15 protein-coding genes are annotated in these 13,375 nt (G+C 57.6%); 8 read left to right on the top strand and 7 right to left on the bottom strand.

What is annotated here, in order from left to right; translation table 11 throughout:
• Positions 1–2: 2 nt before the first annotated feature.
• Positions 3–740 carry an oxygen-insensitive NADPH nitroreductase gene (nfsA, locus tag CFB02_RS13190; protein WP_088558343.1) on the bottom strand — a complete coding sequence of 246 codons (738 nt, stop codon included), beginning with the start codon at positions 738–740 and terminating at the stop codon, positions 3–5.
• A 103-nt stretch (positions 741–843) separates the two neighbouring features.
• On the bottom strand, positions 844–1,638 hold the full coding sequence (locus tag CFB02_RS13185) for an enoyl-CoA hydratase/isomerase family protein (protein ID WP_088558342.1): 795 nt from the start codon (positions 1,636–1,638) through the stop codon (positions 844–846).
• 251 nt (positions 1,639–1,889) lie between these two features.
• Between CFB02_RS13185 and CFB02_RS13180 the strand changes: the two genes are divergently transcribed.
• The 6 genes from CFB02_RS13180 to CFB02_RS13155 all read left to right on the top strand — a co-directional run bounded on the left by CFB02_RS13180 (position 1,890) and on the right by CFB02_RS13155 (position 8,525).
• Positions 1,890–2,705, top strand: a complete 816-nt coding sequence (locus CFB02_RS13180; protein ID WP_014579203.1) for an ABC transporter ATP-binding protein — start codon at positions 1,890–1,892, stop codon at positions 2,703–2,705.
• Positions 2,705–3,583, top strand: coding sequence for a branched-chain amino acid ABC transporter permease (locus CFB02_RS13175; RefSeq protein WP_014579204.1), 879 nt, complete (start codon positions 2,705–2,707; stop codon positions 3,581–3,583). The genes CFB02_RS13180 and CFB02_RS13175 overlap by 1 nt, the downstream gene beginning before the upstream one ends.
• A gap of 1 nt (position 3,584) precedes the next feature.
• A complete protein-coding gene (locus tag CFB02_RS13170; RefSeq protein WP_088558341.1) occupies positions 3,585–4,628 on the top strand; it encodes a branched-chain amino acid ABC transporter permease in 1,044 nt (347 codons plus the stop codon).
• Between the two features lie 71 nt (positions 4,629–4,699).
• On the top strand, positions 4,700–5,908 hold the full coding sequence (locus CFB02_RS13165; protein ID WP_088558340.1) for an ABC transporter substrate-binding protein: 1,209 nt from the start codon (positions 4,700–4,702) through the stop codon (positions 5,906–5,908).
• Between the two features lie 8 nt (positions 5,909–5,916).
• The gene (locus CFB02_RS13160; protein WP_014579207.1) at positions 5,917–6,726 is read left to right on the top strand and encodes an ABC transporter ATP-binding protein; all 810 of its coding nucleotides are present in this window, start codon (positions 5,917–5,919) and stop codon (positions 6,724–6,726) included.
• A complete protein-coding gene (locus CFB02_RS13155) occupies positions 6,723–8,525 on the top strand; it encodes an AMP-dependent synthetase/ligase (RefSeq protein ID WP_088558339.1) in 1,803 nt (600 codons plus the stop codon). The genes CFB02_RS13160 and CFB02_RS13155 overlap by 4 nt, the downstream gene beginning before the upstream one ends.
• A gap of 8 nt (positions 8,526–8,533) precedes the next feature.
• Here CFB02_RS13155 and CFB02_RS13150 read toward each other — a convergent pair whose 3' ends face one another.
• The 3 genes from CFB02_RS13150 to CFB02_RS13140 all read right to left on the bottom strand — a co-directional run bounded on the left by CFB02_RS13150 (position 8,534) and on the right by CFB02_RS13140 (position 10,458).
• Positions 8,534–8,854 carry a hypothetical protein gene (locus CFB02_RS13150; protein WP_088558338.1) on the bottom strand — a complete coding sequence of 107 codons (321 nt, stop codon included), beginning with the start codon at positions 8,852–8,854 and terminating at the stop codon, positions 8,534–8,536.
• 94 nt (positions 8,855–8,948) lie between these two features.
• Positions 8,949–9,899: a hypothetical protein gene (locus CFB02_RS13145; RefSeq protein WP_088558337.1), complete on the bottom strand. Its 951-nt coding sequence runs from the start codon at positions 9,897–9,899 to the stop codon at positions 8,949–8,951.
• A 166-nt stretch (positions 9,900–10,065) separates the two neighbouring features.
• Complete coding sequence (locus tag CFB02_RS13140) at positions 10,066–10,458, bottom strand: globin (protein ID WP_088558336.1); 393 nt, start codon at positions 10,456–10,458, stop codon at positions 10,066–10,068.
• A 211-nt stretch (positions 10,459–10,669) separates the two neighbouring features.
• Between CFB02_RS13140 and CFB02_RS13135 the strand changes: the two genes are divergently transcribed.
• On the top strand, positions 10,670–10,957 hold the full coding sequence (locus CFB02_RS13135; RefSeq protein WP_088558335.1) for a hypothetical protein: 288 nt from the start codon (positions 10,670–10,672) through the stop codon (positions 10,955–10,957).
• A 30-nt stretch (positions 10,958–10,987) separates the two neighbouring features.
• Here CFB02_RS13135 and CFB02_RS13130 read toward each other — a convergent pair whose 3' ends face one another.
• A complete protein-coding gene (locus tag CFB02_RS13130; protein ID WP_088558334.1) occupies positions 10,988–11,374 on the bottom strand; it encodes a hypothetical protein in 387 nt (128 codons plus the stop codon).
• A gap of 169 nt (positions 11,375–11,543) precedes the next feature.
• Here CFB02_RS13130 and nei point away from each other — a divergent pair, with 169 nt between their 5' ends.
• Complete coding sequence (gene nei, locus CFB02_RS13125) at positions 11,544–12,386, top strand: endonuclease VIII (RefSeq protein ID WP_088558333.1); 843 nt, start codon at positions 11,544–11,546, stop codon at positions 12,384–12,386.
• Here the strand turns inward: nei and CFB02_RS13120 are convergent.
• Positions 12,383–13,372 carry an L-threonylcarbamoyladenylate synthase gene (locus CFB02_RS13120; RefSeq protein ID WP_088558332.1) on the bottom strand — a complete coding sequence of 330 codons (990 nt, stop codon included), beginning with the start codon at positions 13,370–13,372 and terminating at the stop codon, positions 12,383–12,385. The two genes, nei and CFB02_RS13120, sit on opposite strands and share 4 nt — an antisense overlap.
• Positions 13,373–13,375: the final 3 nt, after the last annotated feature.

The following is a 13,375-nucleotide window of genomic DNA, read 5'->3' as shown; positions in this document are numbered from 1 at the left end:
GGTTATTTCATCTCGAAGCCGCATTTGCGCAGGAAGTCGCGCATGTGCGGCCGCAGTTTCGAGGTGAACAGCGGCTTGAGCTGCTCGGACCAGGTGGTGTCCTTGTTGCCACCGGTGCGTTGCCGATAATATTCGTTCATGGTGCGATCGAACCCGGCGACCATCTCCTCGTCACGGGCATCGGAGTAGTAGTCTTCCTTGAGAATCGCCTCCACCGGCAGGCGGGGCTTTACCTCGGGGGTCTGATCCGGATAGCCGAGGCACATGCCGAATACCGGGTACACATGCTCCGGCAGCCGAAGTATCTCGCTGATCTCCGCCGGGTTGTTGCGTATGCCACCGATATAGCACAGTCCAAGCCCCTCGGATTCTGCTGCAATGGCCACGTTCTGGGCCATCAGGCTGGTGTCGATGGTGGCAACCAGAAGCTGCTCAGTCATCCCGCGCACCACGTCTGCCCCGGCCCGTCCGGCGGCATCGGTAGAGCGCCGCATGTCGGCACAGAACACCAGAAAGTCCGAGCAATCGGCGATGTAGTCCTGTCCGCCCGCAAGTTCGGCGATTTTCCGGCGGTTATCCGGATCAATCACGTGAATGATTGAGTATGCCTGCACATGGTTCGAGGTGGCGGCGCACTGGCCAGCACGGATCAGCTCCCGGAGCAGGTCCTCGGGAATTTTCTTGCCGGTAAATTTGCGTATCGAACGATGGGATTTCAGAAGTTCTATGGTCGGATTCATGGCGGCTCGCAATCGGTTCAGACCTGTGGTTTGAGAGGGATCAGAGCGTGGAGATTACGACCTTTTCGCCGTTGAACGCAAAACGCAGAAGCCTGCCAAGCGTTTATTGCCCACGAAATGCTGCGGTACGCTTGGACAGAAACGCCGACACGCCTTCGGCAAAATCCTCGGTTCGGGTCATTTCAAGGAAGGCCGCGCGCTCTGCTTCGAGGTGGTCGGCGAGTTGGTCTCCATTGGCCCTATCGATCAGCTGGCGAAAGGCACCGAAGGCCCGGGTTGGTCCCTTGGCGACTTTTTCGATCATCCGGTTCACCCGGCTCTCGAATTCGCTGGCCGGGACGACCTCGTTGACCATACCCCAGTCTTTTGCTTCGCCGGCATTCAAGGTGCGTCCCAGCAACATCAGCTCCGCCGCCCGACCAGCGCCCAACTTGTGGGCCAGGGCCCAGCTGCCGCCGCAATCCGGAACCGCGCCAATACCGTTGTAGGCGACCAGAAATTTCGCGTCTTCCTCGGCGATCACCAGATCGGCCATCAGCGTGAGACTGAGCCCTGCGCCGGCGGCCACGCCCCTGACCGCAGCGATAACCGGTGCCTCCATGCTGCGAAGTAGAAGGATGGCGGGATTGACGGCATCCAGGATCGCGCCTATCGCTTTGCCTGCCTGCTCAGACGTTCCAGCCATGCTGGACACGTCACCACCGGCCATGAACGCTCGCCCTGCGCCTGTCAGGACAATACACCGAACGCCGGAATGACTATTGATTTCCTCGACTGCCGCAAGAAAGGCTTCTGCGAGGGCCACATTGATGGCGTTCAGGGCCTCGGGGCGATTAAAGGTCAACCTGGCTACCCCTGTTCCGGCATCAAAAGCCGTGGTTACCAGTGTGTCTGTCATGATGAATCGCCCTCTCGATTCGGCAGGTCTGAAGATCAGAAACCTGCGTAATGATGATGGTTGTCTTTCGGGTATCAGGATAGAGCGGTTTGCCTAATGTTGCCTGAATGGACTACTTTAAATCTGGATCGGGGCTAACCTCGACCGTAAGAAAAAAACAAAAATTACAATCATCTTCGGGCGTGAGATGGGTATCGGCAGGGCATGTTCACGTGCCTGTGTACCCGGCGCCAGGGGTGCCGGGAGGTAGTGTGAGCATCCTTGAAATCAGTAACCTGTCTCTGTCGTTTGGTGGTGTTAAGGCGCTGCAGGACGTGAGTTTCCGGGTGCCTGAAAACACGGTAACAACCATTATCGGCCCGAACGGCGCCGGCAAAACATCGCTGTTCAACTGCATTTCCGGCTTCTACAAACCCCAGCAGGGCACCATCCGCTATCAGGGGCAGACGCTGCCGGGCAGCATCAAGCCGCCGAAACGGGCAGCATTGGGCCTTGCCCGAACCTTCCAGAACATTGCCCTGTTCCGGGGTATGACCGTCCTGGACAATATCAAGCTGGGCGCCCACGTGCACATGAAGAGCGGACTGCTCAGTGCGCTGGCCTATTTCGGCCCGGCCCGGCGTGAGGAAATGGCCGTCCGTAAGGATGTGGAAGAGCGCATCATCGATTTCCTCGAGATAGACCACATCCGCCGCCAGCCGGTTGCGAGCCTTTCCTACGGCCTTCAGAAGCGGGTCGAGCTCGCCCGGGCGCTGGCCATGCAGCCGAAAGTCCTGATGCTGGATGAGCCGGTGGCGGGTATGAACCGTGAGGAAAAGGAAGACATGGCCCGCTTTATTCTCGATATTCGGGAAGAGTGGGGGGTTACCGTGCTGATGGTGGAACACGACATGGGCATGGTCATGGATATTTCAGACCATATCGCGGTGCTCAACTTTGGTCAGGTCATCACCGAAGGCCTGCCTGCGGACGTTCAGAACAACCCCGAGGTTATCAAGGCTTACCTGGGCAATAGTGATATCGAGAGCCTTCGCAAAAAGCTCAATGCCGAGGGGGAGGCCGCCTGATGGATTGGTTGTTCTTCGGCGAAATCAGCCTGGCAGGCCTTGCCATGGGCGGCCTTTACGCCCTCATCGCCCTGGGCTTTGTGATTATCTATAAAGCGACGAGGGTTATCAATTTCGCCATCGGCGAGATCATGATGTTCGCGGCCTACCTGTTCCTGGCGTTTGCCGGTGGCATGGAAATGTCACCCTGGATTGCCCTGCCGCTGGCCGTAATCGGCGGCAGTATTCTGGGTGGCGTCATCGAAAAGACCATGATCCGTCCGATGCTGGGCGAGTCGCCGATCTCGGTGGTGATGGTGACTATCGGGATTGCCAGCATCCTGGTGGGCCTGGTGGAGTTCATCTGGACCGCCGATCCGCAGTTGCTGCCCAATTTCCTGCCCCGGGAGCCGGTGTTTATCGGTGAGCTGTATCTTGCGCCCAAAATTGCCTACGGCTTTCTCATTGGTTCCGCCCTGCTGATCGTCTACCTGCTGTACTTTAGGTTCTCTCGCGGTGGCGTGGCCTTGCGAGCCACCGCCTCGGATCAGGCGGCAGCCTATTCCATGGGCATCAATGTGCGCCGGGTGTTCAACATGGCGTGGGTGTTTGGCTCTCTTGCGGCATCCCTGGCAGGTGTGCTGGTGGCGGCCACCGGGGGCCTCAGCCCGCAGTTCGGGATCATTGGCCTGAGTGTTCTTGTGGTGGTGATCGTAGGCGGTCTGGACAGTATTCTCGGCGCCCTGGTGGCCGGCGTGTTCATCGGCTGGCTGGAGACGGTAGCTGGCGCCTATCTGGGCGGTGAATACCGGATGCCGGCAACCTTCCTGGTGCTGGCGATTATCCTGGTGATCCGCCCCTATGGCCTGTTCGGCACCCACGAAATAGAGCGAGTTTAAGATGCGCATCGGTGACGCAAAACAGAGCTACGAGGCCGATGAGGCAATCTGGACCAGCCAGACCCAGAAACTTTGGCTGGGGTTCTTCCTGCTGGTTTTGCTGGTATTCCCTTTTATCGTGGACTCCTATCTGCTGTACCTGGGGTGCCTGGTCGGCATCGCTGTCATCAGCACGACGGGTCTGAATATCCTGACCGGCTTTACCGGCCTGATTTCCCTGGGGCAGGCCGGGTTTATGGGGGTGGGCGCCTACACCGTTGCCTGGCTGTCGATTAATACCGCATTGCCGTTCCCGGTGACCCTGGTGCTGGCCGGCCTCATGGCAGCTGCGGTCGGGATCCTCGTAGGCTTGCCTTCGCTTCGTGTCAAAGGTTTGTATCTGGCCATCGCGACTCTGGCGGCCAGCGTGTTCCTGCATTTCATCTTTGCCGAGTGGGAATCGGTAACCGGAGGGATGGGTGGCTTGAGCCTGGAACCGGCGCACCTGTTTGGTCTCACCTTCCAGAGCGATTTCATGATGTATTTCATCATTGTTCCGCTGGCGGTGCTGATGGTGATGGGTGCCAGGAATGTATTCCGGACAAGAATTGGCCGGGCCTTTATCGCCATTCGCGACCGGGATATCTCCGCGGAGATCCTTGGCATTAACCTTTTGCGCTACAAGCTGATGTCCTTTGCACTCAGCTCCTTTTATGCCGGGGTCGCCGGTGGCCTCTTTGCCTATTTCTTTCGGGTGGTTACACCGGAAAGCTTCCCGCTTTCCATGTCCATTTTCTACCTCGCTGCGGTGATCGTCGGCGGCATGGGCAATCTGCTGGGTGGCATCCTCGGCGCCGCCTTCATGACGCTGGTACCGGAAGCCCTGAAACTGCTGACCGCCGCGCTGACGCCCTTTTATCCGAATGCGCCGGTGTTCATGTCACCGATGCTGGAAATCATCTTTGGCGCGCTGATCGTGGGCTTCCTGATTTTCGAACCCCACGGTTTGGCGGAGATCTGGCACCGGATCCGCCGCTTCTTCCGCCTTTGGCCGTTCAGGAATTAATTGTGTTTCAACGGGTTCGTTACAGAGAGCCCATGCACCATCAACAACAAGAAGCAGCAAGGAGAAGAAACATGTTCAGAAACATCCTCAAGAAAGGTCGCCGGCTTGCCGCGCTGGGTAGCCTGGTCGCTGCGTTAACAGTTGCCGCCCCGGCGCTAGCCCAAGATAAGGAGCCTATCGTGTTTGGTGGCTCGATCCCGCTCTCGGGTGTTTTCGCCTTTGCCGGCATTCACCTTCATGCGGGACTCACGGACTACACCACCTGGATCAACAGCCAGGGCGGTATCAATGGCCATCCCGTGGAATATGTCATGGAAGACACCGCCTATGAGGTGGACCGGTCGGTTGCTGCATTCAAAAAGATTTCGGGCAGGAGTTCCCCGGCGACCTATTACGGAGACAGCACCGGTTTCATGAAAGCTATTGCCTCGGAGCTAAACAGCCAGGGTAACACCCTGATGAGCGGTGCATCGTTCGCTACCGTTCTGACCGACAATGAAACCTATCCGTACCAGTTCATTCCCGGACCAAACTACAGCCAGATGTTCGGGATTATCCTCGAGTACATCGCGTCCCAGGGTGAAGGCGGCGATATGCCGAACGTGGCATTCGTCTACAGCGATACCGAATTTGGCAAGGACCCGATCGAGAATGGTAAAGCCCGTGCGGCGGAGCTGGGCATCGACGTGGTGGAGGAGATTGTTACCAAACCCGGCAGTGTCGACGTCTCTGCCGAGGTCCTGAAGCTGCGTCGGGTGCGCCCGGATTACGTGGTGTTCCACGGCTATGTGCTGTCACCGATCAACGAGTTCATGGTGCAGATGCGTCAGATGGGCCTGGATACCCAGTTCATGGGTACTTTCTGGTCCTCCGACAAGCTGATCATCGACAAGATGGGCGCGGATGCCGACGGCTACATGGGCGTTATGCCCTACAACTACTACGACAGTGAGGAAAGTGGCCCGATGCTGGATGCCCTGAGGGCCCAGGCCGAGAAGAGTGATCCGGAGGCCGGTTACCGTCCCACCGGTTACATACAGGGCTGGTTTAACGCCATGGTCTGGACAGAAGTGATCAAACGTACCCTGGATGCCGACAAGGAGCTGACCGCGGATAACATGGCAGAGGCTCTGGCCTCCATCAAGGACTGGGACACCGGCGGTATCATCGGGATTCCCGTGACCGTGCGGGACATGTCTTTCCCGGTAGGCCGTATTTGGCGAGTGAACGCTGACGAAGGCCGCTATGAGCCGGTGTCGGACTGGATCCACCTCGACTGAGGGGCTGTATGGAAGCCTTACTGGAAATCGATAATATCGAGGTGGTCTACAACAAGTCAGTACAGGTCCTCCGAGGCCTGTCACTGCGGGTGCCGAAGGGGGCCATTGTGGCGCTCCTCGGCTCCAATGGCGCCGGTAAATCAACCACGCTGAAAAGCGTCTCAGGGCTGCTGACCCTGGAAGATGGGGAAGTCACTGCCGGCGAAGTACGCTTCAGGGGCAAGGATGTAAAAGGCGTTCCGCCGGAGCGGCTGGTGCGCGACGGGCTCTTTCATGTCATGGAAGGCCGACGAGTATTCGAGGACCTCACGGTTGAGGAGAACCTGATTGCCGCCACCTACGCGCTCAGTGGCAGTAAGCCTTCCCTGAGTGACAGCTATGAGCTGGTTTATAACTATTTCCCGAGACTGAAGGAGCGCCGCAAGCAGCTGGCCGGTTACCTCTCCGGAGGCGAGCAGCAGATGCTGGCCCTGGGGCGGGCGCTGATTGCACAGCCGGACCTGATCATGCTGGATGAGCCCTCCCTCGGTCTAGCGCCGCTGCTGGTGGAAGAGATCTTTACCATCGTGGCCAGAATCAACCGGGAACAGGGGACCGCCATTCTTCTGGTGGAACAGAACGCCGCGGTTTCACTGGCCATTGCGTCCTACGGCTACATCATGGAGAACGGCAAGATCGTGATCGATGGCCCGGCGGACAAACTCACGGCCAATGAAGATGTTCAGGAGTTCTATCTGGGTGTGGGTGGCAAGGAAGGTGAGGCCCGCAGTTATCGAGACATCAAGCACTACAAACGCCGTAAACGGTGGCTGTCATGACAACGTCTTCCATACCTGACCTCACGCTCACCCAGATGCTCCGGGCCCACGCAGTCGAGCGGCCGGACGCCCTGGCCCTGCGCCAGAAGGACTTCGGTATCTGGCAGGCCTATTCCTGGCAGGATTATTATCGGCGGGCCCGGCACTTCGGACTGGGGCTGCGTGCCATGGGGCTCGAACCGGGTGGCCACGTGGCCATTATCTCGGAAAACCGAGTGGAGTGGGTCATTGGCCAGATGGGCATCGGCCTGGTGCAGGGCATCTGTGTCGGTGTCTATCCCACCAGTCCCTGGAACGAGGTGGCCTATGTCCTGGAGCACAGCGACGCGGAATTTGTGATCTGCGAAGATCAGGAACAGACCGACAAGGTGCTGGAAGCCTGGCCAGATTTGCCCAAACTGAAGCACTGCATTGCCATCGATATGAAGGGCCTGCGCTATTATCCGGAGCCGCCGGCCGCGTTCGAGGATATCGAGACCCGGGGCCGGGAATTTGAAACGCAACATCCCGGCCTGGTGGATGAATTGCTGGACAGCCAGCAAATGGATGACACCGCCCTGATGATCTACACCTCCGGGTCTACCGGCCGACCCAAGGGGGCAATGATCAGTTGGCACAACTTGCACGCTGCGGCGCCGGGGCTGATTGAGCTGTTGCAGGCGGACGAACACGGCTCCAGCCTTTCCTATCTGCCGCTCTGCCACGTGGCAGAACAGGCTTTTACTAACATTGCACCAATCTATGTCGGGAGCACGGTCAACTTTGGCGAAAGCCTGAGAACTATCCAGGAGGATCTGCGCGAGACAGCACCGACCTTTTTTCTGGGCGTGCCCAGGATCTGGGAGAAACTGCACTCGTCCATCTACATCAAGATTCAGGAGACCGGGCGCTTGCGGCAGGCGTTGTTCAACTGGGCGATCCGGGTGTGTTCGCCTATGGCCACGAAACCCCGCTCAGACTGGAACCTGAAGGAAAAATGCCTGTATAGCATCAGCTACTGGTTCGTGTTGCGCGCCTTGCAGAATTTTATCGGCCTGCGCCGATGCAGCATTGCGCTCACCGGGGCGGCCCCTATATCAACCGGCATACTGGAGTTCTTCCGAACCATCGGCATTCCCCTGGTAGAGGTATATGGCCAGACGGAAAGCACCGGCGTTGCCACGGCGCAGCCCGTTGAGGACGTGCGCCTGGGAACGGTGGGTGTAGCTGTGTCCGGTGTTGAGGTAACGCTTGGCGAACACAACGAGATCATCATGCGCGGTGGCAGCATGTTCAAGGGGTATTACAAGAACGACGAGGCCACGGCTTCAACTTTGAAGGATGGCTGGCTGCACACCGGCGACGTGGGTGAATGGCGGGATGGCCAGCTAAAGATCGTCGACCGTCTGAAAGACATCATGATCACCGCCGGCGGCAAGAATCTTTCGCCCACGGAGATCGAAAACACCATCAAGGCCAGTCCCTATATCAAGGAATGCATTGTGATCGGTGAGGCCAGAAAATATGTGTCTGCGCTGATCCAGATTGATTTCGATACGGTGGCCAAATGGGCAGAGCAGGAGCGAATTGCCTATACCACCTTCCGGAGCCTGACCGAGCAGCCGCAGGTGAATGAACTCATCCAGGCAGAAGTGAACAAGGGCAACGAGCAGCTACCACAGGTGGCGCAGATCAAACGCTTCCACTTGCTGACCAAGGAACTGGACCACGACGATGACGAGGTAACGGCGACCATGAAAGTCCGCCGGAGCAATATCTACGAGAAATATACCGAGGTGATCGAGTCGCTTTACGCCTGAGTGAGGCGCTAGAAACGGGCGCCTTCTTGCACCCGGATTCGTTCCATGTAATGGGTCAGGGCGGCGTTAATGAGTGCCAGAACCAGGAACAGCAGGATACCCTTGGGCACCAGGGCGTGGATTTCCGGGTTGGGCGCGGTGCTGGCGGTGACCAGGACCAGGCCCAGAATGTTGCGGGCCAGGCGCATGGTGAGCATGGCGCACAGATACCCGGACTGGAAAGCCGATTCTGCACCCCTGAGCAGACGGCCGAACGCCGGCATAAGGTGCACGGTGTTAAACAACAGGACAGAAAAAATAACTAATTGAAGAACGCTGTAAATGGTCATGACCAGAGACTACCCAACGACAACAGTACTGGTTGAAAAACGGTCGAAATTATCCCTGATTGGACAGATTTAATCCAGTTCAGGCCTTTGCCGGCTAATAACTACTGTTCAGAAGGTCGTGGTAGTCACTCCGAAATCTCTGAAAACTCAGATAGTTATTCCTGTGATCTACCAGATTTGCCGAATTGAATGCTTCCACAAAGGCCCGGGACTCTCCGGTGCTGATCTCACCATAGAATCCGCCATCCCAGTCCAGCACCTGCACCATTTCCAGTAATACTGTCATCGCTAGGGCGCCATTGGCTTTTTCCAGGTAGCGGTAGGCCAGCCCGTAATGCTCGAACCGATAGGGGAAGTTTGCAGTGTCACCGGGAGTCACGTCCCAGAGAGGGTCGTAGTCATAGTGCTGATAGACCTCGGCAATTGGCTCTCCTGCCACAACAACGGCCTGTCCCTCTGCAAACCAATAAGGCAGCAGACTGTAACTGGTGTCATACCGTGACAGGTTTTGCTGGACGAAATGGGCCAGTTCGTGGGCGACGATGTTTCCTGTCTCGTAGGGCCACTGGCTGTAGTAAGGATTGAAAGCCACGGCGGCCATTGAGGCAGACACAAACTCGCTGTGCGGCACCTCGGGGCTGAGGCAGCCGATCACCTGGCGGGGATAGGCAACTGCGGCGCTGCGGTCCTCGATAAAGTCGGACCAGCGCAACTGGAACCGGGCCAGTACGCCGTCGATTCGACGCTCAAGCTCTGAAGCCGCGGCCCGGAACGAGGTCTCACTGTAGGCCGGCGAGCCATAGACCCGCACCCGACCGCTATGGGTTTCGAAATACAGAGGTTCATTTTGGCATGCTTCGGTATAGCGGGTGAGTGACCAGGAACTCGTAGGGTAGTGCCTGCCAGTATCCCGTGCGTCGTAGAAAAGCCCGGAGACGAAGCCCCCGGAATCCGGGTAATGGTGACTGTCAGAGGTGGTGACCTTGCACCCGGTCAATGCGAGCAAGAGAACACCGAGTATCAGCATGGCTTTGCTGGTTGCCATAAACGACTCCCGAAACGATCCTGTTATTCAGGATGATCGCAGGGTTTTCGGGACGGCTCCGTCAACGGGGTGTAAAAATCAGGTAAAGCGAGCTGGCGTATTGATTGATATGGGCGTAAGGGTATGGATACGCAGTGCCTCACCAGATGCCTCGGCTGGGGCCTGGTCAATAAGCCCCACGGATGAGATCAATCCCCGGCGTCAGAACGTCACGCCACGCCGCATCAAGTTCGAGGGTGTATTCCGGGTCGTGAAGGCGGACGGTTTTCAAGAGCGAATCCAGCCAGAGGGAATACCACTCGGGCTTGATGTCGTAATGTGAGCGGCTATGACTTTCACCAAGCGCCTTAAGTTTTCTGTCGGACATTCCGCGAGCATGCAGGATCAATTGCATGATGCCGTTGCGCAGTAGGTGTCGTTGAGCGGCCATATCCGTTTTTACAAACCGGTCCTTGATAGTGTTCGAACTGGCCATGAAAAAGTCGTAGAAGTCGACAAAGAAAGCATCCCGGTTGCAGCAGCGTCCGTAGCTTTGAAAAACGAGGTCCGTTTTGTTCATTTGCAGTAAGTGTCCTTGCCTGATCTGTCGGTGATGAGAGCGAGGCGGGAGGATACTCGGCACGATGAGCACTTTCAGTTGAAATTTGTTACTGGTTTTCCGAAATAACTGTCGCTGAATCAGTCATATGGCGGGTCTTTGGGTTGCGTTTCTGGTCCTCTTTCTCGAGTATGACGGTGTACGTTCGCTGATACAGCAAAGGAGGCACTGTATGTCATTGAAAGACGAATTGATCAGAAAGGCCGAAACCCAGCTGGAAGAATGGGAAAAGCAGGCCGATTCCCTGAAAGCCAAGGCCGAGGCCAAAGAAGCCGAAGCCGAGAACGAGAAGGCGAGCGCGGATATTCAGCAGAGCGCGTCCGATGCCTTGCGTTCGGTTGAGAATAAAATTTCCGATGGCCGAAAAAAACTGGACGAACTCAAACAGAGCGGTGAAGACAACATCGACAGCCTGCGCGAGTGGCTTTCCGATCTGATTGGCCCTGACAACAAGCGCTAGGCCGATTAGCTCAGGACCGGCGGGCTACGTCTACTGAAACTGGGTGTAGCAGCGCTGTCGTTTGGTTTGCCAGGCCCGCCATTGGGGCTCGCGGTGATGGAGCCGGTAACGCTCCATCACCGCCATGAACCTGCCCATGTAATCGCATTGACCCGAAGCCGGCAACCACTCATCGGGGCCACGTCCATCCCTCAATATCCTGTCAGTCTGACTCATTCTGATCTGGTTCTCCGGGTCTTCCAGAAACCGCTCCTTCATCGAGGGTGGCCACTGATCAGCTCCCAGCGCTTCGGCAAATACCAGAGGTACAACCTGGGTCTTCGCTCGGCTTTCCGAGGCAGCCGGTTCCTCCCTTGTCGCCGCCGCCAAAACAATCAGAATCGCTGCAATGAACAGGGCCAGCTTGGTGTCTTTCATGACTCACCTTGCTCGTGGTTTAGCTACACCAAAACCTACGAGCAGGTTGGGCAAAGGGCTTACCCGGATCCGGACAAAACTTTTGGCCCGACAACTCCGAATTGCTGGATGCAACGTAGGGTAAAGCTCACCTGTATTGCAGATAGACCGGTCAGGAGCGGAAACGAGTATGCCCGAAGGTCCCGAAATACGCCGCATGGTCGATGACATTCATAAGGCCGTTGGCGGCAAGACAGCGCAATCTGTGTTTTTCGCCTTTGAACACCTGAAACCTTTCGAGAGTGCCCTTCGGGGACGCAGAGTCGATAGAGTGGAGGCGCGGAGCAAAGCCGTGTTGGTGTTTTTTGAGGCCACAGATGAAGACGGGCCGTGGTGCGTTTACAGCCATAACCAGCTGTATGGCAAGTGGCGCATGGGCAAACCCGATCGGGAACCGAGTACAAACCGGCAACTGCGATTTGCCATTATCGGTCCGAAGAAAGCGGCCCGGTTATACAGTGCCTCCGACATCCAACTGGTTCGGCCCGATGAATTAAGTGAGGTACCTTATCTGTCACGCCTGGGGCCGGACCCTCTCAATCAGGAGGTCAGCGTCGATCAACTGTTGGCAGTGTTTGATGACAAGCGTTTCCGGGGCCGGAACCTGGGTGGTTTGCTACTGGACCAGGCCTTCGTTGCCGGAATCGGTAATTACCTTCGCTCGGAAATCCTCTTTGAGGCGGGGATTTCACCGCGGGCACGGCCTCGTGATCTGGACGCCGATCAGCAGTTGAGATTGGCGGAAGCGATTCTGACACTGGTGCAGCGGACCTACCAGTTAAAGGGCATCACCAATCCGCCCGACCGTGCAGAGCGGCTCAAACAGGAAGGATGGACGTTCGGGCAGCGCCGGCACATGGTGTTCAACCGCGATGGTGAACGCTGCCACGATTGCGCGTCGCCTCTTGTTAAAACCATGATGGCCAGCCGGCGGCTGTATTATTGCCCTGAGTGCCAGGGTGTGCCGGATTAAGTGAATTGTTCGGTACAGGCCCGTCCCAGCCGATCGTGAACGGCCAGCCACTGGCTTTCCCGGGGCGGAAGCTCAATCACGATCCGATCCACGTTCGCCTTGTCCATGGCGTGCATGGCGGTGTAGAGCATGCGAGCGTATTCGTTCGGATCGGCGCTGAGCATAATGGACTCGGAAGCCAGCTCGCCCGGCGCAGACTGCCACCAGATAACGCCAATCTTTTCGCCTGCCGGTGTGACTTCGGGCAGAAGTCCGGCGAACCGATCCGTGGCCACTCCAACGGTAGGTGTGACCGGCTGGTAGTGGCGCTTTACGCTCCCCGGTAAGGCCTGACTGGCGCTTCTGCCTGGCGCGAGCGTGATGCCCAGACAGGCTTCGATATCACTCTGCGCGATCTGCCCGGGTCTGGCAATAACTGGCGTGTCGCCGGTCAGATCGACAATGGTGGATTCAATGCCTACCGAACAGTCGCCGCCGTCCAGAACTGCCTCGATTTTTCCGGACAGTCCCGCGAGTACGTGCTCTGCGTTGGTCGGGCTGATCCTGCCATAGGGATTGGCTGACGGGGCGACAAGATCCCTGCCAAGCCGTTGCATGGTCGCCAGCGTGGCCGGGTGCGCCGGCATCCTGACCGCCACACCCGGATTGCCGCCGGTAATAAAATCGCTGACGTCGCTTTTCTTCGGCAGTAGCAGCGTAAGCGGGCCGGGCCAGAATGCCTGGATCAGCTGCATAGCGGTCTCCGGAATCTGGTCGACCCAGAGACGGATCCGGTCCGGCGATGCCACGTGCACGATCAGCGGGTGTCCGACCGGGCGCTGTTTCGCCTCGAATACTTTCCGGACCGCCTGATCGTTGCTGGCATCGGCCGCAAGCCCGTACACGGTTTCGGTGGGTATAGCGACAAGGTGGCCGGCAAGAAGCAGGCTGGCGGCTTTCTCTATGTCGCCTGATTGTGTTGCGTCTAACTTGATGGTTGCGGGCATAAG

This window comes from Marinobacter sp. es.042 (genome assembly GCF_900188315.1).
GTDB lineage: Bacteria > Pseudomonadota > Gammaproteobacteria > Pseudomonadales > Oleiphilaceae > Marinobacter.
The sequence above is the reverse complement of the archived record's forward strand: the minus strand, read 5'-3'. Positions and strand labels throughout refer to the sequence as shown.